Here is a 22921-nt window from a genome sequence, read left to right on the forward strand (position 1 = left end):
CACAGACCGAGATGGCCCATGCTTATATAACGCTATTCGAATGTTTTGATCATTTTACAAAATTCCGCTCAGGCTGCCGCCTTTGGCGAACAGGCGGTCGATCCTTTTCTCCACGCCCGCATCCGGCACCAATGGAGGAGCTTGATGAGGCTTGCTCCGCGCGTCAATAATTACGTTATCGCAACCCCAGTGCTTATCTTTGTAGAAGCTGTTCACACCGTGAATATCATGAGATGGATTGCTCCGCGTAAATGTAACCCATAGGAAGTTCCCTAACGTTTGGCTTACGAACGAACTATCGTCACAAACAATGATCATCGGGCATCCATCCATTCCGCCCCGCTCGGCCAACGCTTGTCCAAGCGTTTCAAATTCCTCTCTCGCCTTAGCATAGCTGACGAACGGGTTTGCCTGAATTGCCACCACGCCAGGCATGATCAACCGTGGATTTTCGAAACCGCGAATCTGGGCGAGCGATTCCGGAACCTCCCGGCAAAGCTCTCTTTTCTTGTCGCCGTAGGCCGCGAACACGACTTTGCTGCCGCTGTTGAGGCCGGTTCCCGAATAGTCGAGCGTGTCGATCGTCGTATTGGTTTGAAAATGAATATCCCGTTGTAAATCGATCCGTTCCAGAATGTACGCCATAAAGTCGGCTTCCTTGTGCGTATCGAGCGGAATTTGATCTTCAGCCGTAATGAAAAGGTATTTGGCCAAGCTTAACTGCCCTGTTCCCAGAATCCGGTTGGCGATCGTCAGCAGCTCCGCCGGACGTTTCACATCTTGATAAGGGGTATAACGCTCGCTTCCGATGGCGAACAATAGCGGATGAACCCCGGCCGCATCAACCGCATGAACCTCTTTGACACCGGGGATCTCTTGACGGACCGCATCTCCGGTCAATTCGTGAATGAGTTCGCCGAACGAAGTATCCTCCTGCGGAGGTCTTCCGACGACGGTAAACGGCCAAATCGCGTTCGGTCTGGCGTAAACTTTATGTACCCGCATCATCGGGAATTGGTGCACCAGGCTGTAATAACCCAAATGGTCCCCGAAGGGCCCTTCCGGTTTGGTTTCACCCGAATGGATTTCGCCGGTAATCACAAAGTCCGCGTCATTGCTGATACAGAATCCGTCCACATAACTGTAACGGAATCGGCGGCCTGACAGCATTCCAGCGACCGTCAGCTCACTAAGCCCTTCCGGCAGCGGCATCACGGCGGATAAAGTATGCGCCGGCGGACCGCCGACAAAGCAGCTTACCTTGAGCGGCATTCCCCGCTTGTTCGCCTTGTCCTGATGGATACCGATTCCGCGGTGAATTTGGTAGTGAACGCCGATCTCATGATCCTGATCGTAAGAGTTCCCGCTGAGTTGAATCCGATACATGCCAAGATTCGAATTCATGATCCCAGGTTTGTCAGGGTCCTCCGTATACACTTGAGGAAGCGTGACAAATGCCCCTCCGTCCATAGGCCAATGCTGAATCAGCGGAAGATCCGATATTTTGATTTCCTGCGCGGTAACCTGACGGCCGAACGATTGCTTCATCGGCAAAGCCGTCAAAGCCGAAAGCCCGGTGCCGAAGCTTTTGAACGGAGTTTTCAACGCGGACAAAGGGTTATTCCGCAGGGCGATGATATTTTGCGTGCGATTCCACGTTTTTCTGAATATGAATTTACTCCGCTCCATCGTCCCGAAAAGATTGGACGCCGCCCGGAACTTGGAGCCTTTTACGTTTTCAAACAAGAGAGCCGGTCCTCCGGCTTCATACACTCTTAAATGGATTGCCGCCATTTCGAGATAAGGGTCCACTTCTTCGCGAATCCGAACGAGATGGCCGTGTTTTTCCAAATCGATGATACATTGCTCCAAATTGCGGTACATAAAGGTTTTGCTCCATTTCTATTGACGTTATGCTATAAAGTTCATACTTATAAAAGCGCACTCAGTACTAGAATAATCTAGTTCAGCACATGTATCAACCGAATAAATCCAAAACCTCCAGGCCTGATCTGCTCATTGGATAAAATCCAACCAAACTTTATCGCTTGCTTGATTGGACATTCTCCAATCAGTAGCCGTCCGCGGAAAATGTAAGGCCAATTTCTCGTCATTCATTGGATTTTTTCCAATGAAAGAAAAACGGTGCAGAGTACATCCTCCGCACCACGATTCCTTTTTATATTACTCTTCATCAAATTCAACGTTATGATAAACCTGCTGCACGTCTTCCAGGTCTTCCAATGCGTCGATCAATTTCTCGAATTGAGGCACGGATTCGGCCGGCAGCTCGATATAGTTTTGAGCCAGCATCGTCAACTCGGCGACGGTAAATTCCGTAATGCCCGCTTGTTTGAACGCTTCCTGGACTTCGTGGAATTGATCCGGCTCCGCGTAAACGATCACGTTGTCCTCTTCTTCCACGATGTCGCGGACTTCCAGATTAGCTTCCATCATCAGTTCGAACACTTCATCCAGGGTCTTATTTGCGACGCCGATGACGGCCGTTTGGTCGAACATGTAAGCAACCGACCCGCTGACCCCCATATTTCCGCCGTTTTTGTTAAAAGCGGAACGTACGGCAGCCGCGGTACGGTTCACATTATTGGTCAAAGCGTCTACGATCAGCATGGAGCCGTTCGGGCCAAATCCTTCATAGCGAAGCTCCTCGTAGGTTTCCTCCCCGCTGCCTTTCGCTTTGTCCAGCGCCCGATCGATGATTGCTTTAGGTACGTTGTATGTTTTTGCCCGTTCCAGGACGACCTTCAAAGCGCGGTTCGATTCGGGATCAGGTTCGCCCTTTTTGGCCGCCACGTAAATCTCCACGCCGAATTTAGCGTAGACGCGGCTTGTATTTGCATCCTTCGAAGCTTTCTTTTCTTTAATATTGTTCCATTTACGACCCATGGTGTACCTGCTTTCTATATAAAATTTTCGTTTTCTATTATAACACCATATCCGTCATTGAAAAAACTATGTTCCTCATACGATTCGGGGTAAAATACGATTATCACCTTGCGAACAAAAGGAAGGAACCTATGAACTGGACCAAACTCACCGAGATTCTTGCCTCACTTGACCTAAGAAGCTGTCTCATTAACGCCGACGGGCGAAACGCATTCGAATACGAACGGGATTCCCAAGCCGCCAATGATATCGCCAAAATCAATTCCTGCACAAAAAGCGTGCTGTCCGCGCTCATCTGTATCGCGATGGATCAAGGGCTGCTTCCTCCGGCGGAAACCCGGATTACCGAGTTCTTTCCCCGCCTCGCCGCCGATCCGGACCCTCTGAAACAAACGATAACGCTGAAACATCTGTTGACGATGACCGCCGGCTTCGATTGGACCGAGTTCGGCGGGCAAAATTCTTTTCCCCGTATGACCCGATCCCCCGATTGGATTGAATTCGTTCTGGAGCGGCCTTTATCCGACCCGCCGGGGACGCGAATGGAATACAACTCCGGAGTCTCGCAGCTGCTGTCCGCCATTCTCGTCCAAGCAACCGGAATGTCCGTGACCCGCTACGCAGACCAGAATTTATTCGGCCCGCTCGGCATTGACGAATATAAATGGGAATGCGATCCGCAAGGCATTCACACCGGAGGATTCGGACTGTGGCTCCGCCCCCGGGACATGCTCAAATTCGGGCAGCTTTTTCTGCAAAACGGAGAATGGGAAAATAAAGCGCTGATTTCGAGAACCATGGTGTCGGCAGCCGTTCAACCCGCAATAAATACCGAACCGCCTCGCCGAGGCTGTTATGCCTGGCACTGGTGGACCGATAGATATCCGGATCCCAACGGAAACCATAGCGAAAAAGGTTTCGATTATTTTTACGCTCGCGGATACGGTGGCCAATACATCCATGTCGTTCCGTCACTTTCAACAGTAGTCGTCTTGTCGAACGATAAGCAGCAAAAGAAGCATCATCATGTGGATGTATTCCGGCAGCACATCGCGCCTTTATTGTTACGTTGAAAAAAGCTGCCGCCTCAAGCAGACAATCTGCTTTAAGCGGCAGCTTTTCGAATTATTTGACCCAGGATATCACTTCATCCGCAGCTCTCCGGGTTTTCTCCCCGGGTTCATTCAACCGATATCCGAACGCCGCCATGCAGGCAACGCCGAAATGTGCAGTATCGAGAATCCCCTCCTCCGCCAACAGACGTTCGATATTTTCCTTTTCAAACCCTTCCATCGGACAAGAATCGATACCGATCAGGGCTGCGGCAGTCATCATATTTCCGAGAGCGATGTACGTTTGCCGGCAACCCCATTCGAACATCGCTCTTTCATTTTCCGCAAGCTGGAAGCCGGTCTTCAGAAACCGGTCATAGGTACCTTGTTTCGTTGTAGCCACCTCGGGAGGCAGCTTCTGAACTTGGTGTAACATGCCATGGATATAATCGGAGCCCGCCTCCAGGTCCTTTGGCAGTCTGGACAAGACGACGACAAAATGGCTTGCGGTCGGCAGCTGTTTTCTGGCCCCGCTGGCATAATCGGCAAGCTTCATCCGGAGTTCCATGTTCTGAACGACCACAAACTTCCAGGGCTCGAAGCCGAAAGAACTCGGCGACAGCCGTCCGGTTTCCAAAATAAACTCGAAATCGGAATCGCTTATTTTTTTGCTGGCATCGAATTCCTTCGTCGCATGTCTGGATCGGAAGGCGTTCAAAATTTCATCTTTTGTCAAAGTCATGTTCATGTTCGTTTCCACTCCCGCTGCATTTTTTGATACAAAGTCCTCTCGAATTCATCATAATGGAAGTTCGTCTCCCTTTGAAGTAGGCACACGAATGTATGTCATATTTCACCTATACTCCATTTTGAAAGTGACCACCCTCACAACCCCCGCCGGCCAGAAAGGTAAAATAGTAGAAATAGCCCTTTCGATACTGGAAGAAAGCGAGGTCGGTTTACATATGAAAAAAGGCTATTTGCCTAAACAACACGGCGCATGGGCCATGCTGTTGATTCCCTTTCTGTCGGGCATGTTCGCCGCGCAACCGAAATGGATTCATGCCTTATTGTTTGCAGGCTGGCTCCTTGTGTATCTGTTCTCATTCCCCCTGCTTCAGCTGATCCGCACGAAGAAAAAACAACTATACGCCAAACCCGTATTCTTCTACGCCGCCCTGCTGATTCCTGTTGCGGCCGGTTTGCTCATATGGGAACCGGGACTCTTCGTCTGGCTCCCTCTGTTTATCCCGTTATTCATCGTTAACTGCTGGTTTGCTAAGCGCAATCGGGAGCGCGCATTCCTTAACGACCTGGCTGCGGTCATCCAATTCTGCTTCATGGTGTTCGTCGCTTACGATATCGGAGGCGGCAGCGACCGGATGTTGGCCGCCGAATTGTTCGTCCTGAACGTCCTTTATTTCACGGGCACGATCTTTTTTGTCAAAACGATTATTCGGGAAAAAAACAATCCCCGTTTCTACCGGCTGTCCATCGTTTATCATGTGCTGTTGTTGGCCATTTCCGCGGCGCTGTTCCCTCTTGCCGTCTTAATTCCGTTTGGCGTTCTATTGATCCGAGCAGTGTTTACGCCCCGGACGAAAATCACGGTCAAGCGCTGCGGCATTCTGGAAATCGTTTATTCGGCGCTCGTATTCTCCACGATTCTTATCGTGTATTAATATTTCCCCTTATATAAAAAGGAGTGGTAAAGATGAATGGGGCGAAGGTTTTGATCAAGTCTCTTCTGGATCAGCAAGTCGATACGATTTTCGGGTATCCTGGGGGTGCCGTTCTCCCGATCTACGATGCTTTGTATGATTGTTCCGATATCAACCATGTGCTTGTCAGACATGAACAAGCCGCCGTCCATGCCGCCGACGGGTACGCCCGGGCTACGGGGAAACCTGGCGTGGCGCTCGTCACGAGCGGTCCGGGCGCGACCAATGCCGTCACGGGAATTGCGACTGCTTATATGGATTCCGTCCCGCTTGTCGTGTTGACCGGGCAGGTCGCGACCGACCTGATCGGACTCGACAGTTTTCAGGAAGTCGACATCTACGGCATGACGATGCCGATCACGAAGCATAATTTCCTCGTTTTGAATCCGGAGGATCTCCCGCGGATCATCGGCGAGGCTTTTTACATAGCGACATCCGGACGCCCCGGTCCCGTTCTGATCGATCTTCCCAAAAATGTGATGACCATGCAGGTGGAACACCCCCGCTCCGAAACCGAATCCGGAAACAGTCGTGCTGACCGGACGGAAATGCGACTCCGAGGTTACCGTCCCGAACAGCCGATCGATCCTGACGATTTGGATCAAATCGCCGCCAGGCTGGCGGCTGCCGAACGGCCGGTCCTGCTCGCGGGCGGCGGATGCATGGCCGGTTCGGCCCCGCGTCTCCTTCAAGAGCTTGCCGATCGCCGCAACCTGCCGATCGTCTCTACCTTGATGGGAATCGGCGCCTTCCCTTCCCGGCATCCTTTGTATTTGGGCATGCTGGGCATGCATGGTACGGTAGCGGCGAATCGAGCCGTACAACATGCGGATCTGCTGATTTGCCTCGGGATTCGTTTCAGCGATCGCGTCACGGGAAAGCGAAAATCCTTTTCGCCGGATTCCTTCAAAATCCAAATCGATATCGATGAAGCGGAGCTGAACAAAAACATCGGCGTCGATCTGGCCATCTGCGGTTCCGTGGATGAAGCGCTGTCCGGCCTTCTTGACCGGCTTCCCGAGCCATCGGACGGAGGCGGACTTGAAAACTGGCACGGGCAAATTTCCGGCTGGTCCAAACGGGCTCCGGCGAACTTCAGCGGCAAAAGCCGCGGTAAATTGTCTCCGCAAGAGGTCATACACTCCTTAAGCGAACGTTCGGAAGGGCGTGCACTCGTCTCCACCGACGTGGGCCAGCACCAAATTTGGACGGCGCATCACTATGAATTCAGCGAGTCTCGCTCCCTGCTCACATCAGGAGGACTCGGGACGATGGGCTACGGATTTCCCGCCGCCATCGGCGCTGCCGTCGCTTGCCCGGATCGCCCCGTCATTTGCATTTCCGGGGACGGCAGCTTCCAAATGAACATGCAGGAAATCATGACCGCCGTCGACCTGGGGCTGAACGTGAAAGTGGCGATATTAAAGAACGGGTATCTTGGCATGGTTCGCCAGTGGCAGCAATTGTTCCATGACCGCAGATACTCGGCGGTTCGAATCAGTTCTCCCGACTTTGCCTCCCTGGCCAAATCGTTCGGCGCTGTAGGCCTTCAAGCGAGCACGCCGGAAGAAGCGCATCAAGCGATCGACATCGCCTTCAGTACCGACGGTCCCGTCATCATCGAATTCGACGTCACCGAAGAAGAGAATGTTTATCCGATTGTACCGCCCGGCGGAAGCAACCAAGATATGATCGTCGGCTAAATAGAAAAAGGTTCCTATGAAACTCGAAGTCATGCGAGGCAAATAGGAACCTTTTTTACTGTAAGTGAATCATTGGATTTAAATTCCCTCTTGAAAAACAGTTCGAATTTTAGTAGATTGTTATATGTTGAATATTTTCATAAATATATGACCTGTATAACCTCTAGAATATGGCTTGAGGGTTTCTACCAGGAACCAAAATTCCTGACTACAGAAAATGATCATTTCGTTTTTTGTAGTCAGGATTTTTTGTTTTCCGAGAAGAAACCCCCAAGCCTTTTTCTATCTTGATGGCAACGAAGAAAGGATGATCCACACATGAATCTAAAAGTGTACATTTTGGCTTTATCGACGATCGCGGTCGGACTGGTCGAGCTGATCGTGGGCGGCATATTGCCGACGATCGCGGACGATCTTCACATTTCGTTAAGAACGGCCGGACAATTGATCACGGTATACGCCTTAATTTATGCAATCGCCGGGCCTGTCCTGCTCGTACTCACCCGAAAAATCGAGCGCAAGAAATTGTATCTTGCCTCTCTATTCGTTTTTTTCCTCGGCAATGTCATGACCTTTTTTAGCACGAGCTATACGATGATGATGGTCGCGCGAGTCGTGTCCGCTGCAAGTACCGCACTGCTCGTCGTGCTTTCCTTGACCATGGCCGCGAAAATCGTGGAGCCCGCCTACCGGGCAAAAGCGCTGGGACTGATTTATATGGGCATTAGTTCCTCGCTCGTATTGGGCGTGCCGCTGGGCATCGTGATTTCAAACGTATTCGGTTGGCGTTACATTTTCCTTGGCATCGCCGTACTGGCTATCGGCTCCATGGTCATGATCTCCCTGTTTTTCGAGAACATTCCCGGAGAAGATACGATTCCTCTATCCGAGCAATTAAAAGCGGTCGGCAGCGCGAAAATCGGCACAGCCCATCTAGCCACCCTGTTTATGCTGGCAGGTCATTACACGCTGTACGCCTATTTTACGCCGTTTTTGGAAACGAATCTCCATATGAATTCCTATTGGGTCAGCGTGTTCTACTTTATTTTCGGGATGGCGGCTGTTAGCGGCGGAGCTTTCGGAAGTACCCTTTCGGACCGGATCGGCGCTCCCAAAAGCATCATTTTGGTCATTAGCGCCTTTGCGGTTGTCCTCTTCCTGCTACCGTTTACGACTTTTTCGCTCGTATTGTTTATCCCGCTTATGATCGTATGGGGCGCGTTAAGCTGGAGTTTGTCTCCGCCTCAACAAATCTACTTGATTCAAACCGATCCGGCGACATCCGATATCCAGCAGAGCTTTAACAATTCCGCATTGCAAATCGGTATTTCTCTAGGCTCGGCAATCGGCGGCATCGTATTGGACCAAACCGGTACGGTGACCAGCACGGCTTGGTTTGGAGGCCTTATTGTTCTTATATCTTTGGCTTGTGCGGTCTTTTCTTTGACAAGACCGGCGCTTGTAAGAGTTAACGCAACGGGCACGAACGGCAGATAAGCTCAAAAACGCAACCAAGGGCCGTCTCCCAGTCTTCATGACTGAGGGACGGCCCTTTATCGATTAATCGAACAGCAGTCTTTCCTCTTCGCGGCTATGAAGTTTATTGACCGCCAGCAAAGCCTGCAAGTTACGAAGAACTTCATGACTCAAACCTTTCGTTCTGGATAGAACCCCGTCATTTCCCCCTTAATTTACCCGCCGATATACGACATCCCTATCTTTTTCCGGTGCTTGGCCTTATATTCGGTCCGTTCGTCCGAATAGCGGTCGGTCCGGTTTTCCCAAACCGATCCGATCGCCCGGAGCAGTTCCTCATCCGTGGCTCCGTCTCGCAGCATGGCCCGCAGGTCGAATCCGTTTGTCGCAAAGAGACAGGTAAATAGTTTGCCTTCAGAAGATAATCGCGCCCGCGTGCACGACGAGCAAAACGACTCCGATACCGAAGTAATAAAACCGATCTTCGCCTTACTTTGATCGTACCGGTAATACTTGGCCACTTCGCCGAAGTACGCCTGCTCAACCGGCTTCAGGTCATACTTTTCGCCGAGCATTCCCAGCATTTCCGCCTTTGTCGTTACTTTCTCGTAACTCCAAGCGTTGTCGGTGCCCACATCCATGAATTCGATCATTCGCAATGTTATATTGCGGTCTTTAAAATACTCCGCCATCGGGATAATCTCCTGATCGTTCATCCCTTTTTGAACGACCATATTCACCTTCACCTCATAACCGAGACTGCTGGCAAAGTCGATGTTTTTCAGAATCCGTTCCGGTGTGATTCCCCGACCGTTCATCGTGCCGAAAAGAGCCGGCTCCAGCGCGTCGAGGCTGATATTCAGCCGTCTCAAACCCGCATCGTGCAGCTGTTCCGCGTACTGATGAAGCAAAAGGCCGTTTGTCGTGAGCGCGATATCCTCGACCCCGCGGATTGAAGCAATTTTTCGGACAAGCTCGCTTAAATCGCTGCGCAGCAATGGTTCTCCGCCCGTGAGCCTGATCTTCTTCACGCCCAAGGAGACGAACAGTTCCACAAGCCGGCTGATTTCCTCATAGGAAAGCAGCTGATTTTTCGGCAAAAACGCATAATTGTCCCCAAAAATCTCCTTCGGCATGCAGTAGGTACAACGGAAGTTGCATCGGTCCGTTACGGAAATGCGCAAATCCCGCAGCGGTCTATGCAGCTTGTCTTGCAGCGCGTCATCCATGATGATTACCCCCCGCTAACCGGCGGAATAAAGGCCACCACATCTCCGTCAACGACTTTGTCGTCAAGCAGCGCATATTCTTCGTTGACTGCGACTTGAATGGTGCCCGGCTCAAAAATAAAGCCTTCATAGGCGGAGGTGGCCCAATCGATCAGTTCACGGACCGTCGTTTCGGCCAGCGGAACGTTCTCTTGCGATTTGCCGGTCATTTCTTTCAGTCCCGCAAAATATAGAACCGTGATCATTTCGAACCCATCCCTTCACCCGGTTTTTTGGTCTGATGCCCAACCCATTCTTCTCCGTCTTCCCATATTTCCTTTTTCCAAATCGGTACGATTTGTTTGATTCGTTCGATCGCATGCTCGTTCGCCTCGTAAGCGGCCTTGCGGTGAGGGGATGAAACGACGATCGCTACGGCGATGTCCGACAGCTGCAGCTCGCCGATCCGGTGCACGATCGCAATCCGGGTTCCCGGCCATTTGGCTTCTACTTCGGCGCCGATTTCGGCCATTTTTTTCTCCGCCATCGGAATATAAGCTTCATAGGCAAGGTAAAGAGTCCGCACGCCCTGCGTCCATTCCCGGACATGACCCGTGAAGACGGTCACCGCGCCTGCCCCGGTATGCAGCACGGCATCGATGTAGGGCTGGACTTCAATCGGGCCCTCCACGATTTCAAAGCGTTTCATAAACCCAGCCTCCTGTTGTGTATATATTTTTAATTAATGTTTAAAAGTTGACTTTTCAGCACCGAGATGCCTCAAATGCTTCTTGGATATCACATCGTGATCAAAAGTCTACTTTTAAACTACCTTTACCCGAATAACTGATGGTAGATCTTCATGCCTTGATGTATATCATGTATGCCGTGGATAAGCAAGCGGCCGTTGCCGAATACCATGACCCGGTGTTCGGACAGCGTGATCTCCACAAAATATGGGGTAACCCTTATTGCCGCTTGTGCCGCCTTTCCCGCCCGTTCCGCATCCTCCAGACTAATCTTCCTGCCCGAGCTTGGCATCATTTGAACCGCGTTCCTGCCGCAAAGCACCGCCGCTTTCGTTTGCTCCTCGGCGGATAACGCCGGGTAGGTCGGGAATTCCCCGCAAGTTTCGCAATGCGGATTTCTAATCCGCGAGACTCCCGCATCTACCCGGGTTCCGTTCCACAGATCAAAGTGGTGAACTTTGCCCATCAAGTCCTTCTCATTGCCCGTGAGGATCTTTAGGGTCTCGGCGCATTGCAGCGCAGCCGTCACTTGTACGGCGGGAGCAATGACGCCGACCGTATCGCAGGTTTCGTTCAACGATGGAAGAACCGGCAGCAAGCAGCGGAAGCAGGCGGATCTGCCGGGAATGAACGGAAACACCACGCCCGCGCTCCCTACGCAAGCCCCATAGATCCAGGGACGTTTTGTTTTATGGGAGACGTCATTGATGGCGAGACGGGTTTCGAAATTGTCCGTCGCGTCCATGATGACATCGCTCTGTAGCGCCAAATGTTCCAGCAGCATACCATCGGCATGATCCATGTATGTCGTGATTTGGGCATCGCTCCGGATTTCCCGGAGCCTTTCTTCCGCCGCGGCCACTTTCGGAATCATTTCCAAGGCGTGCCGCTCGCTAAACAACTGCTGTCGCTGCAAATTGGACGCCTCGACAATATCCCGGTCCACGAGGTGAAGATGTCCGACCCCGGCGCGGACCAGCGTTTCGGCTATTGCCGAACCGAGAGCGCCGCAACCTATGACGGTAACGGTCGCCTCGGCCAGACGCTCCTGCCCCTTATTTCCGATCGGCCTGAACAGCGTTTGCCGCGAATACCGGTTCTCCATGTTGACGTCCCCTCCTTTTGCAAAAAACAAGAACCGTAATTATTGCGCTTGCCTATGATTCAATTCAGAGAAAATGCCAACATAACGCACATCCTCCCCGGTTTCATCTTTAACCGCACTAATGTTGAGCCATTGCAAGTAAATTTCACCGTTTTTTCGGCGATTCCAAATTTGTCCCTGCCACATGCCGTTCTCTTTGATACTCTTCCACATCTCTTGATAGAAGTCTTTGGATTGCCGGTCGGAACGCATAATGTTCGGTTTCTTTCCGAGCGCATCTTTTTCCGTAAAACCGGTCAAAGCCGTGAACGCCGGGTTGATCGTCATGATCGTCCCTTTTTGATCCGTGACGAGAATCCCCTGAACGGTCCGGTTGAACACTTCCGAGGAAATGTTCAGCTTGTTCTGGTATACCATCCAAATGACGAGAATCAAGCTCGCCAGGGCAACCTGGGACAAGAGCATAAACCCGATCGAATATTGTCCGGTGACCGAATGGATCGCCGAGAGCAACAAAGGAGGGAAAAATCCGCCGAGTCCGCCCATCATGGATACGATCCCGTTGACGGTTCCGGCCTGCTTGTTAAAATATTGCGGTACCAGCTTGAAAATGACCCCATTCCCGATCCCCGCACTCACGGCGATGGCCAAGCACCCTACCGTATACAGCGCAATCGTTGGCGAGAAGGCCAAAACGATCGCGGCTACCGTATAGAACGAGAACACGCCGATCAGCAAATACCAGGAGTTGAACCGGTCCGCGAGCCATCCGCCGACAGGGCGCATAAATGTGGCCAGCGCGATAAATCCGGCGGTACGGATCCCCGAATCCACTTTCGTCAGTTCAAAGTTAGTGACCAGGAAATTCGGCAGATATACCGTGAAAGCGACAAACGAGCCGAATGTAATAAAATAAAGCAACGAGAACAGCCAAAGTTTTTCGTTTTTATAGACGGCTTTGATCTGGGCCATCATCGGGGTTTTGACTTTCACTTCTTTGCGGTCGCCGAACAGGAAGTTCAAAGCCGCGAACACAAGCAGCAGTATCAGATAAAATTTGACCGTTGTCTGCCAGCCGAACTGATTCGCGATAATCGGAGCCGCAAACGTAGTCACCGCCGTCCCCATGTTACCGAGGCCATAGATCCCGTTGACAAATCCATGCTGTTCCTTCGGATAATACTTCGGCACCGAAGTGACGCCTACCGAGAATACGGCACCTCCAACGCCAAGGAACAATCCGCCGATCATCAAATCCAATGCGGAATCCGCTATACTAATATAATACACGGGAAAGAGCAGAAGAATAAAGCTTACCAGAAATACGATACGCGCGCCTACGAGATTCGCCCAATATCCCATAGGGATTCGGAGCACGGAACCGAGTACGACGGGAATGGCGGTTATGATCGCCGTTTGGCTGGCGGGAATGCTGATATCATCCCGCATAAACGATAACAAAGAAGAGATTATGACCCATACTGCAAAACCGACAATCAAATTCATCGTTTGCAAAGGCAATTGAAATTTTTTAATCAAGCTATCATCACCTTTTCCATTATAATGAATGAACCAAATCCAGATTCCCCATCCGTATTGTATCGCAGTCATTCTTTCGGACGGCATAGGGAATTCCCCTAACCGGAATTGAGAACTCCCTATCGTCACAAAAAAGCCCCAAATCATCCGGGGACGATTTAGGGCTCTGCATTAAACGATCAACGTATGAAGCTGTTCGGTCAATCGCTCGATATCCTCTTTTTTCATCACCTGTGCCGTCATCGGAAACAACACGGACTCTTCCTTCACAAAGTGCACGGTCAAAATCTCAAAAGCTTCCCCGGCATCTCTCGAAATGGCCTTCATTTCTTCGAGCCCGTATTCCCCCGCCGAATGGTGGAGAAAATGGTCGATGTAGGCCACGATCTCTTCATGCTCCTGCTCAATGGAAACAATCGGTCCCTGCTCATAGCCGATATATCGGCCCAGCAAAGGGAAGAAAAACGCTTCTTCCTTGGTCGTATGTTTCTGCAGCGGCTCTTTAAACTGCTCCAACAGTGTCCGAAGCCTTGCAAATTGTTCCCGGGCCAATTCTAGTGAATAACGGTCATTCTGCAGATTCAACACGATCGAATGCCATTCTTCCATCAAACCGGACAAATACCGGTGTTCGTTCTCAAGGATCCGCATGGCGGGCAATGCGCTGATCAAATTCGTGTGATTCATGTCAACACGCGTTCCTCTCCGTTAAAAATCAAGCAGCTTCTTTTTCAATGCATATTCCACAAGCTCCGGCCTTGTCTTCAAATTCAGCTTTTCCATCAGCTTGGCCTTATGGGCTTCGACCGTCTTCACGGAAATATGCAGCATCTCCGCGATTTCCTTATTCCCGTACCCCTTCGCAACCAGCGGCAGGATTTCGATTTCTCGCGTGGACAGCAGCTGATAAGGGTTGCTCTCATCCACGCGCTGATCTTTATTGATAAATTCCCTAACCAGCGATGTCGCGATTTGCGGATGGATGTAAACCCCGCCTTGATAAACCATCCGAATCGCGGTGATCAGCTGCTCGTCGGGCGAATTTTTAAGCACATAACCTCTTGCGCCGCTCTTCAGCACGTGAAATAAATACTCTTCGTCGTCGTACATCGTAAGGATAATAATTTTAGTATCGGGAAAATCCTCATTGATTTTGCCCGTTGCGATCAGTCCGCTCTCTCCGGGTGGCATGCTTAAATCCATCAGCAAAATGTCCGGCTTATGTTTGGCGACCATTTTGTAGGCTTCGATCCCGTCCGCCGCCGTGGCGACCACTTCCATGTCTTCCTGAAAATTCAGAATCATCGCAAAGCCGCTTCGTACGACCGCATGATCGTCCGCGATCACTATTTTCATGCTTCGTTCCCCCCAACCGGAATTTGCAATCGAACCGTTGTTCCTTGTCCGGGCGCGGAAACGATCTGAAGCTCGCCTTTCACCAATTCTGCGCGTTCCCTCATCCCGTAGAGTCCGAGACCGGTTCCTTTGGGATCCATATTGCTGATGTTAAAGCCCGCGCCCTGATCCTTGACGATCAGTTCCAGGTAGTCGCCGGATTCGAAAAGCCTGACCTCGATCTCGTCGACATCGGCATATTTCATCGCGTTCAATAAAGATTCCTGACAAATCCGATATACGACGGTTTCAACCTCGCTGTTGAACCGTCCTCCGTTCAATTCCGACGTGTAATGGACGATCACCCCGTACGTTTTCTCCACCCATTTGAAATGGGAGCGAAATGCGGCCTCCAATCCCAAATCGTCCAATGAAGCCGGACGAAGCTCGACCGACAGGTTGCGGATTTGATCCAGCAGACGGGTCAGCGAAGCTTCGGTTTGACGGATTTTTTGCAGGGCGTCTTCCTGCACATTTAAATATTTCAGCACGCGAAGGTCAACGAGCGAACTAAGCAGCTCCTGGGCCACGCTGTCGTGCAGCTCACGGGATATCCGCTTCCGCTCGTCTTCCTGCGCTTTAATGATATTTTTCATCATCGTATTGCGATTGAGATTTTCCTGCGTTGTCAGTTGGTTCGTCAAATCCCGCAGCATCAAAACGCGGATCCCGGACGCCTCATCGACCGAAAAAAAGCTCGCGGAGTACGGAACGGTGCCCCTATTCTTCGTTTCGATATATACCTGAAAGGAGGAGAAATCTTTCGCGGGATTCGATAAATAACAGTTCAAGCACGACATCTGCTCTTCTTCGCTCGTGTAGCCTCTGCAAGTAAAACAGAAAGACTTCGCTTCTTCCGAGTTAATGGCCGCGGCGAGGTCCGACCGGAGCAAGGTTCTCTCGGCGGTCTTGTTCATGGAGATGACCTCGTCCGAGGCATCGAACAACACGATCGCTTCCGGGCTGTTTTCGAACATTTTGCTTAACAATTCAGGAGAGACCTTGAGCATTTGGTTCATCATGAAATGGACATCTCCTTGATCAAGTAGTCTCCGAATGATCCGTTTAAATAAGCGGACAGACGCTGGAATTCCTCCCTGGTCATCCGTCCGCTCTCCCGGGACCCCGCAAGCAATACGCCTTCCACACGATCCAACAGGTATAAGGGAATTGCGACAAGGCTGAGCAGCCGTTCGGAAATGAGAATCGGGTAATTGATCATATCCTGGGGGTTCAATTCTTCCCGGACATGGGTCACGATAATCGGTTTCCCCGTCTTGAAGACGATCCCGGCGATCCCTTTCCCTGATTGGAGTACGATCCGCTTGTACCGGTTGTTCAAATTGCCCGAAGCATACTGCCAGGTAATTTCAAACCCCTCCGCCGCAGACTGGGCGAAAGCCAGCGATACAAAATCGTACCCCATGCTCTCTCTAACTTGATCTATGATAACCTGATATTCGCCAGGTGATGGCAACATGATGGTCTCTCCCTACCTAGTAAATGCTGTGTTTATCGATGTAACGATTTGTCTGTACGGTTCTTTCTATAAAGGATATAGCTTCTCCGCACATAATTCAAGGGCACGCTCCATACGTGAACCAGGCGGGTGAACGGCCAAAACGCGAAAATCAGAAGCCCTGCGATGATATGAAGTTTAAAGCTGAGCGGAACATTCACCATCATGGAAGCTTCCGGACGGAACATGAACAAATCTCTGAACCAGATCGATATGGAATCGCGATAATCGAATTCCGGCTGCACGTTGTTGGTGACGAGCGTCGAAAAAAGTCCCATGAAGACGATGAACAGCAGCAGCGAGTTGACGATCAAATCCGAGGTCGAGCTCAGCTTGCGAATCGTCCGTTTCGTGAACCGGCGCGCCGTCAGGAGCAGCATGCCCGCAAACGTGACCACCCCGAAAATGCCGCCGATATACAGGGCAAAAATATGATACAAATGATCGCTGACTCCCAAGGCGTTCATCCAGTTCTTCGGAAAGAGAAGTCCGCCGACATGCCCGAAAATAACCGGGATAATCCCGATGTGAAACAGAAGGCTGCCGATCATCAGTTGTTTCTTTTCGATAAATTCGCTGGACTTGGCCGTCCAGTTAAACTGGTCGTACCGATACCTGAAAATATGGCCTACCACAAATACGGCGACGCTCAGATATGGGAAAATGACCCATAAAAATTGATCCCACAGATTCATACTTCTGCCGCCTCCTTCCGGAGACAAAGCTTAAACGTCTCCCTCAACGCTTTTACCAGGTAAAAATACGGACTGTCCGCTTTCTCGAGAGACTTCAACAATTTAAAGGAACCGTCTTCGATGATAGCAAGCATCGTTTGCATGCTCGCTTCGGCATGTTCGTTGTCCACCCACTCCGCCGCATACAAAAATTCGCACATCATCGGCAAATAGTCCGGCAATTCCGTGTCCGTAACTTCAAGACCATACATTTCATACATGGCTTTCAGTGCGGTCAACATATTGCCCCGCTCCTTCGAGTCCTCATATTTGGCAAAGGTCATATACAGCGTTGACGATTTCTGAAAATCAAAGGTCTCGACGTACTTCTCCTCGATTTCGTCCATGCTGAGCTCCTGCATTTTTTCCTTATAGGCCTGGATCAGCGGCTGAATGGATGGGGCGAATGCCCCGTCCATCGTCAACTCCTGCATGCTCAGCTTGTCGGGATAGGCCAATTGCCGGGCGAAAAAACCGAACGTTTCTTTGTAATCGGTAAGCTTGACCAGATCAATCACGCCAGATCCCTCCGTAAAAGTTCTCTTCGTACTGCTGTTTGCCGCTCTTCATGCTTGGTTTCGGAGACGCCGGTCCGCAGCCGTCGCAATCCATGCCGAAGCCTTCCATCCCTTGCGCGCGGTATGGATCCATATAGCCTTCCTTGTGGGAAGTCGGAATCACGAACCGGTCCTCGTATTTGGCAATCGCCAGCAAGCGGTACATTTCTTCCACCTGACGGGCCGTCAAGCCTACCCGTTCCAGGCGGCTGTTGTCAAACGGCTGCTTCGTATTCTGCGCCCGTTGATATTGACGCATCATCGCCATGCGCTGCAAAGCTTCCTTAACGGTTTCCGTGTCCCCGGCCGTCAGCATATTCGCCAAATATTGAATCGGAGTTCTCATTTCTTCGATTGCCGGGAAAATCATGTCCGGGTTCTGGATCGAATCCTTGCCTTCGAAATGGCTCATGATCGGGCTAAGCGGCGGTACGTACCAAACCATCGGTAATGTGCGGTATTCCGGATGCAGCGGGAATGCCAGCTTGTATTCGATCGCCAGCTTGTAGACCGACGAATTCTGTGCCGCTTCGATCCACTCTTCGGAAAGCCCGTCCTTGCGTGCTTGCGCGATTACGGCAGGGTCGTTCGGATCGAGGAAAAGATCCAATTGCGCTTTGTACAGATCCTTCTCGTCCGGTGTCGAAGCAGCCTCATGCACGCGGTCCGCATCATAGAGCATTACGCCCAGATAACGGATACGGCCGGTGCAAGTTTCGGAGCAGACGGTCGGTAGACCGGCTTCGATTCTCGGGAAGCAGAACGTGCATTTTTCCGCTTTGTTCGTTTTCCAGTTGAAATATACCTTTTTGTAAGGGCAGCCCGTCATGCAATACCGCCAGCCGCGGCAAGCTTCCTGGTCGACCAGGACGATGCCGTCCTCATCCCGTTTGTACATCGCTCCCGAAGGGCAGGACGCCACGCAGCTCGGGTTGAGGCAGTGCTCGCACAAACGCGGCAGATACATCATGAATGATTGCTCAAAATTGAATTTGATCTCTTCTTCGATCTTTTCGATGTTCGGATCCTTCGGACCGGTAATATGTCCGCCGGCCAAATCGTCTTCCCAGTTCGGGCCCCATTCCAAATCCATCGTTTCGCCGGATACGACCGATTTCGGACGGGCCACCGGCTGATGCTTTTTCTCGCCGGAATTGGTCAATTTTTCGTAATCATAAGTCCATGGTTCGTAATAATCTTTCATCTCCGGCATATCCGGGTTGTAGAAAATTTTGCCGAGCGCGATTTTCGAAAGCTTGCTGCCCGATTTCAGCTCGAGCTTACCTTTGCGCAGCGTCCAGCCGCCTTTGTACTGCTCCTGGTCCTCCCAACGCTTCGGATAACCGATCCCCGGTTTTGTCTCGACGTTGTTGAACCACATATATTCCGCGCCTTCGCGATTCGTCCAGGTACTTTTGCATGTGACGCTGCAGGTGTGACAGCCGATGCATTTGTCCAGGTTCATCACCATGGCGATTTGCGCTTTAATCTTCAAGCCAGTCGACCTCCTTCATTTTGCGGACTGCCACATACACGTCCCGCTGGTTGCCGATCGGGCCGTAATAGTTGAAGCCATAGCTGAGTTGGGCGTAGCCGCCCACCAATTGCGTCGGTTTCAAATGGATTCTCGTCGGCGCGTTATGGCTACCGCCACGTTCCTTCGTAATTTCCGAGCCCGGAACGTTAATGTGTTTGTCTTGCGCGTGATACATGAACATCGTGCCTTTCGGCATTTTGTGGCTGACGACGGCTCTTGCCGTAACGACGCCATTCCGGTTGTACACTTCCAGCCAGTCGTTATCGTTGATTTGATTCGCTTCCGCATCCTCGCGGCTGATCCAGACGGTCGGCCCCCCCCCGGAACAAAGTCAGCATGTGCTGATTATCCTGGTACGTACTGTGGATATTCCACTTGCCGTGCGGAGTCAGATAACGCAGTACCAAGGTGTCCTTGTCGATCTGCGCCTGTTTGTCGTGCGGACCGAACACCATCGGCGGCAATGTCGGTTTGTAGACCGGCAGTGATTCGCCGTACTGCAGAAAAATTTCATGATCCAGATAAAAATGCTGGCGTCCCGTCAAGGTTCTGAACGGCACCAGTCGTTCGATATTCGTCGTAAACGGCGAGTATCTGCGTCCCGATTTGTTGGAACCGCTAAACACCGGCGTAGGGATGACTTCGCGAGGCTGGGCCGTAATACTTGCGAACGTGATGCGTTCAGCCGCACGGTCTGCCGAAATATCCTTAAGCTCCACGCCCGAATCCTGTTCCGCGGATTCCCATGCCTTCTGCGAAACTCGGCCGTTTGTCGCGGAAGAAACGTGCAATACCGCATTGGCCGCATGACGGGCCGTATGAAGCTTCGGACGACCGTTTTTGATCGTTTCGTCGTAGTGCGTGCCGTTGATTTTTTTCAATTCTTCGTACTCTTCTTTCACGGAGAACGAAACGCCGTGAGCGCCAACCTTGCCCGTCTCCAGGTTCGGTCCGAGCGTGATGTATTTGTTGTAAATTTGCGTGTAATCCCGCTCCACGATGGAGAAGTTCGGCATCGTTTTGCCGAGCACCGGCTCCACTTCGCCCTTCTTCCAATCCTTGACCAGTCCGTAAGGCTGGGAGATTTCGCTGACCGAATCGTGCCCCAGCGGTGACATAACGACGTCTTTATAAACGCCTGGCAAATGCTCCTTCGCCATTTCCGAGAAGGTTTGAGCCAGCGAACGGTAAATGTCCCAGTCCGATCTCGATTCCCACAACGGGTCGATGGCCGGATTGAACGGATGCACGAACGGGTGCATATCCGTGGAGGACAAATCTGTTTTTTCGTACCAGGTTGCCGCAGGCAGCACGATATCGGCGTACATCGGCGTCGCGGTCATCCGGAAGTCAAGCGCGACCAGAAGGTCCAACTTTCCTTCCACGTCATCGCGCCAAACGATTTCTTCCGGCTTCTCCTCTTCATTCGGCGTGGACAACAGTCCGTTGTGCGTCCCGAGCAAATGCTTCATGAAGAACTCCTGCCCTTTGGCCGAACTCGAAATGAGGTTCGAACGCCAAACGAAAAGCGAGCGCGGATAGTTTTCCGGCGCGTCCGGGTCTTCCACGGCGAACTTCGTATCGCCTGATACAACTTGTTTATAGGCGTGCTGAATGATGTCCGCGTTGTCGGTTTGACCGTTTTTCGCGGCTTCTTCGGCAAACGATAAGCTGTTCTTGTTGAATTGTGGATAAGACGGCAACCAGCCGAGTCGTGCCGCTAGCACGTTATAGTCGGCAGGATGACTATATTTCAGATCTCCGCCGGTCGGCGATTTGAGCGATTCCGTATTCATTTCCTCGTACTTCCATTGGTCTGTCGCAAAATAGAAGAACGATGTCGCATTTTGCTGACGAGCCGCGCCTTGCCAGTCTTTCGCAAAGGCGATGGCGGACCAGCCTTCAATCGGACGGCATTTTTCCTGGCCGACATAATGAGCCCAGCCCCCGCCGTTCACGCCTTGAGAAGCGGTCAGAATGACCAGGTTCAAAATCGAGCGGTAAATCGTGTCGCTGTTGAACCAGTGGTTGATCCCCGCACCCATGATGATCATCGATCTGCCGCCGGTGTCGAGCGAGTTTTGCGCGAATTCACGGGCCACTTGAACGACCAGCGATGCTTTCACCCCGGTGACTTTCTCCTGCCATGCCGGAGTATAGTGGGAAGCGGCATCGTCATAGCCTTTGGCTTCATACTTGCCGCCGCTGCGCTTCACGCCGTATTGACTGAGCATCAGGTCATAAACCGTGACCGCCAAATGGGTGGAACCGTCGGCCAGTGTTACCTTTTTCGCGGGAATGGTCCGTTTGAACGTCCCGTTGCCGGCTTGATCGAAATAAGGGAATACGATTTCCGTCCATTCCGAATCTTGCCCTTCGACCGACAAGGCCGGATCGATTTTCGTGCCGTCCTCGCGTTCGAGAATAAGGTTCCACTTCACGTCTTTCTCCCACCGTTGGCCCATCGTCCCGTTCGGAACGATGATTTCGCCGTTTGAGGCTTCATCCATGATGACCGGCTTCCACTCCGCATGCTCGGACGTATCGCCAAGGTCGCTGGCACGAAGGAAACGGCCCGCTTTATATTGATCCTCATGCGGCTCCAGCAAAATCAGGAACGGCATATCGGTATATTGCTTCGCATAGTTCAGGAACATAGGCTCCTGGCGTTGCATATAAAATTCGTCCAGGATGACATGCGTCATCGCTTGGGCCAAGGCGGCATCCGTTCCCGGATGAGGCGCGAGCCAGTTGTCGGCGAATTTTACGTTTTCGGCATGGTCCGGCGCCACCGAGACCACCTTCGTCCCTTTGTAACGTACTTCCGTCATAAAGTGGGCATCCGGCGTCCGGGTGAGCGGTACGTTGGAACCCCACATAATGAGGTATCCGGAGTTATACCAGTCGGACGATTCCGGCACATCGGTTTGCTCGCCCCAAATTTGCGGGGAAGCCGGAGGCAAATCCGCATACCAGTCGTAGAAGCTGAGCATTTCGCCACCCAAGAGGGATATAAAACGCGCCCCGGAAGCGTAGCTGATCATCGACATGGCCGGAATCGGCGTAAAGCCGGCGATGCGGTCCGGGCCGTATTTTTTGATCGTATAAATGAGTTGGGCCCCGATCAGCTTGGAAGCTTCCTCCCACGTGACCCGAACATGGCCGCCTTTACCGCGGGCCTGTTTGTATGATTTGGACAATTCCGGATTTTCCACAATGCTTGCCCAAGCGTCCACCGGATTGTTGTTGCTGGCCAAAGCGTCTCTCCACAACCGCAGCAAGCGGCCGCGCATATAAGGATATTTCACCCGGAGCGGGCTATATTCGTACCAAGAGAACGAAGCGCCTCTCGGGCATCCGCGCGGTTCGAATTCAGGCATGTCGGGACCGCAAGAAGGATAGTCAATCTGCTGATTTTCCCAAGTGATAATCCCGTTTTTCACGAATACTTTCCAACTGCAGGAACCTGTACAGTTCACGCCGTGAGTCGTCCGGACCACTTTGTCATGAGACCAGCGGCCGCGGTACATGTTTTCCCATTCCCGGCTTTTTTCCTCAAGAATCGACCAGTTTCCCGAATAACTTTCCAACGGTTTAAAAAATTTAAGACTGGATCTTCTTTTCATGTGAAGCGATCACTCCTTCGTCCAGAATGAAGTCAAGTAGAGGGGAATCCATTTGCATTCATTCTTCTAACTCACATTATGAAAGTGATTCCT

19 protein-coding genes, 1 pseudogene and 1 riboswitch are annotated in these 22921 nt (G+C 51.5%); of the genes and pseudogenes, 4 read left to right on the forward strand and 16 right to left on the reverse strand.

What is annotated here, in order from left to right; translation table 11 throughout:
• Positions 1–54 precede the first annotated feature (54 nt).
• Positions 55–1884 (reverse strand): UbiD family decarboxylase, encoded by a 1830-nt coding sequence (locus ACSFXJ_RS13785; protein ID WP_435920927.1) that lies wholly within the window; start codon positions 1882–1884, stop codon positions 55–57.
• A gap of 300 nt (positions 1885–2184) precedes the next feature.
• Positions 2185–2907: a YebC/PmpR family DNA-binding transcriptional regulator gene (locus tag ACSFXJ_RS13790; RefSeq protein WP_435920928.1), complete on the reverse strand. Its 723-nt coding sequence runs from the start codon at positions 2905–2907 to the stop codon at positions 2185–2187.
• 131 nt (positions 2908–3038) lie between these two features.
• On the opposite strand from ACSFXJ_RS13790, the gene ACSFXJ_RS13795 reads away from it, so the two are divergent.
• On the forward strand, positions 3039–3980 hold the full coding sequence (locus tag ACSFXJ_RS13795; protein ID WP_435920929.1) for a serine hydrolase domain-containing protein: 942 nt from the start codon (positions 3039–3041) through the stop codon (positions 3978–3980).
• A 52-nt stretch (positions 3981–4032) separates the two neighbouring features.
• On the opposite strand, the gene ACSFXJ_RS13800 is transcribed toward ACSFXJ_RS13795, so the two are convergent.
• The gene (locus ACSFXJ_RS13800) at positions 4033–4701 is read right to left on the reverse strand and encodes an NAD(P)H-dependent oxidoreductase (protein ID WP_435925764.1); all 669 of its coding nucleotides are present in this window, start codon (positions 4699–4701) and stop codon (positions 4033–4035) included.
• Between the two features lie 223 nt (positions 4702–4924).
• Between ACSFXJ_RS13800 and ACSFXJ_RS13805 the strand changes: the two genes are divergently transcribed.
• From ACSFXJ_RS13805 to ACSFXJ_RS13815, 3 genes are all read left to right on the forward strand, one after another.
• Positions 4925–5641, forward strand: a complete 717-nt coding sequence (locus ACSFXJ_RS13805) for a YwiC-like family protein (protein WP_435920930.1) — start codon at positions 4925–4927, stop codon at positions 5639–5641.
• Positions 5642–5673: 32 nt separating this feature from the next.
• Positions 5674–7383, forward strand: a complete 1710-nt coding sequence (ilvB, locus tag ACSFXJ_RS13810; protein WP_435920931.1) for a biosynthetic-type acetolactate synthase large subunit — start codon at positions 5674–5676, stop codon at positions 7381–7383.
• Positions 7384–7515: 132 nt separating this feature from the next.
• Positions 7516–7614, forward strand: a riboswitch (purine riboswitch).
• 87 nt (positions 7615–7701) lie between these two features.
• Entirely contained in the window at positions 7702–8880 is a 1179-nt protein-coding gene (locus tag ACSFXJ_RS13815; RefSeq protein ID WP_435920932.1) for an MFS transporter, read from the forward strand.
• 194 nt (positions 8881–9074) lie between these two features.
• On the opposite strand, the gene moaA is transcribed toward ACSFXJ_RS13815, so the two are convergent.
• The 13 genes and pseudogenes from moaA to ACSFXJ_RS13880 all read right to left on the reverse strand — a co-directional run bounded on the left by moaA (position 9075) and on the right by ACSFXJ_RS13880 (position 22828).
• A complete protein-coding gene (moaA, locus tag ACSFXJ_RS13820; RefSeq protein ID WP_435920933.1) occupies positions 9075–10088 on the reverse strand; it encodes a GTP 3',8-cyclase MoaA in 1014 nt (337 codons plus the stop codon).
• Between the two features lie 5 nt (positions 10089–10093).
• Positions 10094–10333, reverse strand: a complete 240-nt coding sequence (gene moaD, locus ACSFXJ_RS13825) for a molybdopterin converting factor subunit 1 (protein ID WP_435920934.1) — start codon at positions 10331–10333, stop codon at positions 10094–10096.
• Entirely contained in the window at positions 10330–10776 is a 447-nt protein-coding gene (locus tag ACSFXJ_RS13830) for a molybdenum cofactor biosynthesis protein MoaE (protein WP_435920935.1), read from the reverse strand. Before ACSFXJ_RS13830 ends, moaD begins: the two co-directional genes overlap by 4 nt.
• A gap of 125 nt (positions 10777–10901) precedes the next feature.
• Positions 10902–11921, reverse strand: a complete 1020-nt coding sequence (locus tag ACSFXJ_RS13835; protein ID WP_435920936.1) for a ThiF family adenylyltransferase — start codon at positions 11919–11921, stop codon at positions 10902–10904.
• 39 nt (positions 11922–11960) lie between these two features.
• Entirely contained in the window at positions 11961–13460 is a 1500-nt protein-coding gene (locus ACSFXJ_RS13840; RefSeq protein WP_435920937.1) for a nitrate/nitrite transporter, read from the reverse strand.
• A 171-nt stretch (positions 13461–13631) separates the two neighbouring features.
• Positions 13632–14147: a hemerythrin domain-containing protein gene (locus ACSFXJ_RS13845; RefSeq protein ID WP_435920938.1), complete on the reverse strand. Its 516-nt coding sequence runs from the start codon at positions 14145–14147 to the stop codon at positions 13632–13634.
• Between the two features lie 21 nt (positions 14148–14168).
• Positions 14169–14816, reverse strand: coding sequence for a response regulator transcription factor (locus ACSFXJ_RS13850; protein ID WP_435920939.1), 648 nt, complete (start codon positions 14814–14816; stop codon positions 14169–14171).
• Entirely contained in the window at positions 14813–15877 is a 1065-nt protein-coding gene (locus ACSFXJ_RS13855; RefSeq protein WP_435920940.1) for a sensor histidine kinase, read from the reverse strand. Before ACSFXJ_RS13855 ends, ACSFXJ_RS13850 begins: the two co-directional genes overlap by 4 nt.
• Positions 15874–16335: a GAF domain-containing protein gene (locus tag ACSFXJ_RS13860; protein WP_435920941.1), complete on the reverse strand. Its 462-nt coding sequence runs from the start codon at positions 16333–16335 to the stop codon at positions 15874–15876. The genes ACSFXJ_RS13855 and ACSFXJ_RS13860 overlap by 4 nt, the downstream gene beginning before the upstream one ends.
• 32 nt (positions 16336–16367) lie before the next feature.
• Complete coding sequence (gene narI / locus ACSFXJ_RS13865; RefSeq protein ID WP_435920942.1) at positions 16368–17069, reverse strand: respiratory nitrate reductase subunit gamma; 702 nt, start codon at positions 17067–17069, stop codon at positions 16368–16370.
• Positions 17066–17626 carry a nitrate reductase molybdenum cofactor assembly chaperone gene (narJ, locus tag ACSFXJ_RS13870; protein WP_435920943.1) on the reverse strand — a complete coding sequence of 187 codons (561 nt, stop codon included), beginning with the start codon at positions 17624–17626 and terminating at the stop codon, positions 17066–17068. The genes narI and narJ overlap by 4 nt, the downstream gene beginning before the upstream one ends.
• Positions 17619–19160, reverse strand: a complete 1542-nt coding sequence (gene narH, locus ACSFXJ_RS13875) for a nitrate reductase subunit beta (RefSeq protein ID WP_435920944.1) — start codon at positions 19158–19160, stop codon at positions 17619–17621. Before narH ends, narJ begins: the two co-directional genes overlap by 8 nt.
• Positions 19150–22828: pseudogene (locus ACSFXJ_RS13880) on the reverse strand (nitrate reductase subunit alpha). Before ACSFXJ_RS13880 ends, narH begins: the two are co-directional and overlap by 11 nt.
• Positions 22829–22921 lie beyond the last annotated feature (93 nt).

It is taken from the genome of Paenibacillus salivarius (genome assembly GCF_051307165.1).
Taxonomy (GTDB): domain Bacteria; phylum Bacillota; class Bacilli; order Paenibacillales; family Paenibacillaceae; genus Fontibacillus.

Excerpts from the sequence above, each read along its gene's own strand:
- ACSFXJ_RS13785 (WP_435920927.1), bottom strand. The coding sequence starts at position 1,884 with ATGTACCGCAATTTGGAGCAATGTATCATCGATTTGGAAAAACACGGC.
- ACSFXJ_RS13790 (WP_435920928.1), bottom strand. The coding sequence starts at position 2,907 with ATGGGTCGTAAATGGAACAATATTAAAGAAAAGAAAGCTTCGAAGGAT.
- ACSFXJ_RS13795 (WP_435920929.1), top strand. The coding sequence starts at position 3,039 with ATGAACTGGACCAAACTCACCGAGATTCTTGCCTCACTTGACCTAAGA.
- ACSFXJ_RS13800 (WP_435925764.1), bottom strand. The coding sequence starts at position 4,701 with ATGACTTTGACAAAAGATGAAATTTTGAACGCCTTCCGATCCAGACAT.
- ACSFXJ_RS13805 (WP_435920930.1), top strand. The coding sequence starts at position 4,925 with ATGAAAAAAGGCTATTTGCCTAAACAACACGGCGCATGGGCCATGCTG.
- ilvB (WP_435920931.1), top strand. The coding sequence starts at position 5,674 with ATGAATGGGGCGAAGGTTTTGATCAAGTCTCTTCTGGATCAGCAAGTC.
- ACSFXJ_RS13815 (WP_435920932.1), top strand. The coding sequence starts at position 7,702 with ATGAATCTAAAAGTGTACATTTTGGCTTTATCGACGATCGCGGTCGGA.
- moaA (WP_435920933.1), bottom strand. The coding sequence starts at position 10,088 with ATGGATGACGCGCTGCAAGACAAGCTGCATAGACCGCTGCGGGATTTG.
- moaD (WP_435920934.1), bottom strand. The coding sequence starts at position 10,333 with ATGATCACGGTTCTATATTTTGCGGGACTGAAAGAAATGACCGGCAAA.
- ACSFXJ_RS13830 (WP_435920935.1), bottom strand. The coding sequence starts at position 10,776 with ATGAAACGCTTTGAAATCGTGGAGGGCCCGATTGAAGTCCAGCCCTAC.
- ACSFXJ_RS13835 (WP_435920936.1), bottom strand. The coding sequence starts at position 11,921 with ATGGAGAACCGGTATTCGCGGCAAACGCTGTTCAGGCCGATCGGAAAT.
- ACSFXJ_RS13845 (WP_435920938.1), bottom strand. The coding sequence starts at position 14,147 with ATGAATCACACGAATTTGATCAGCGCATTGCCCGCCATGCGGATCCTT.
- ACSFXJ_RS13850 (WP_435920939.1), bottom strand. The coding sequence starts at position 14,816 with ATGAAAATAGTGATCGCGGACGATCATGCGGTCGTACGAAGCGGCTTT.
- ACSFXJ_RS13855 (WP_435920940.1), bottom strand. The coding sequence starts at position 15,877 with ATGATGAACCAAATGCTCAAGGTCTCTCCTGAATTGTTAAGCAAAATG.
- ACSFXJ_RS13860 (WP_435920941.1), bottom strand. The coding sequence starts at position 16,335 with ATGTTGCCATCACCTGGCGAATATCAGGTTATCATAGATCAAGTTAGA.
- narI (WP_435920942.1), bottom strand. The coding sequence starts at position 17,069 with ATGAATCTGTGGGATCAATTTTTATGGGTCATTTTCCCATATCTGAGC.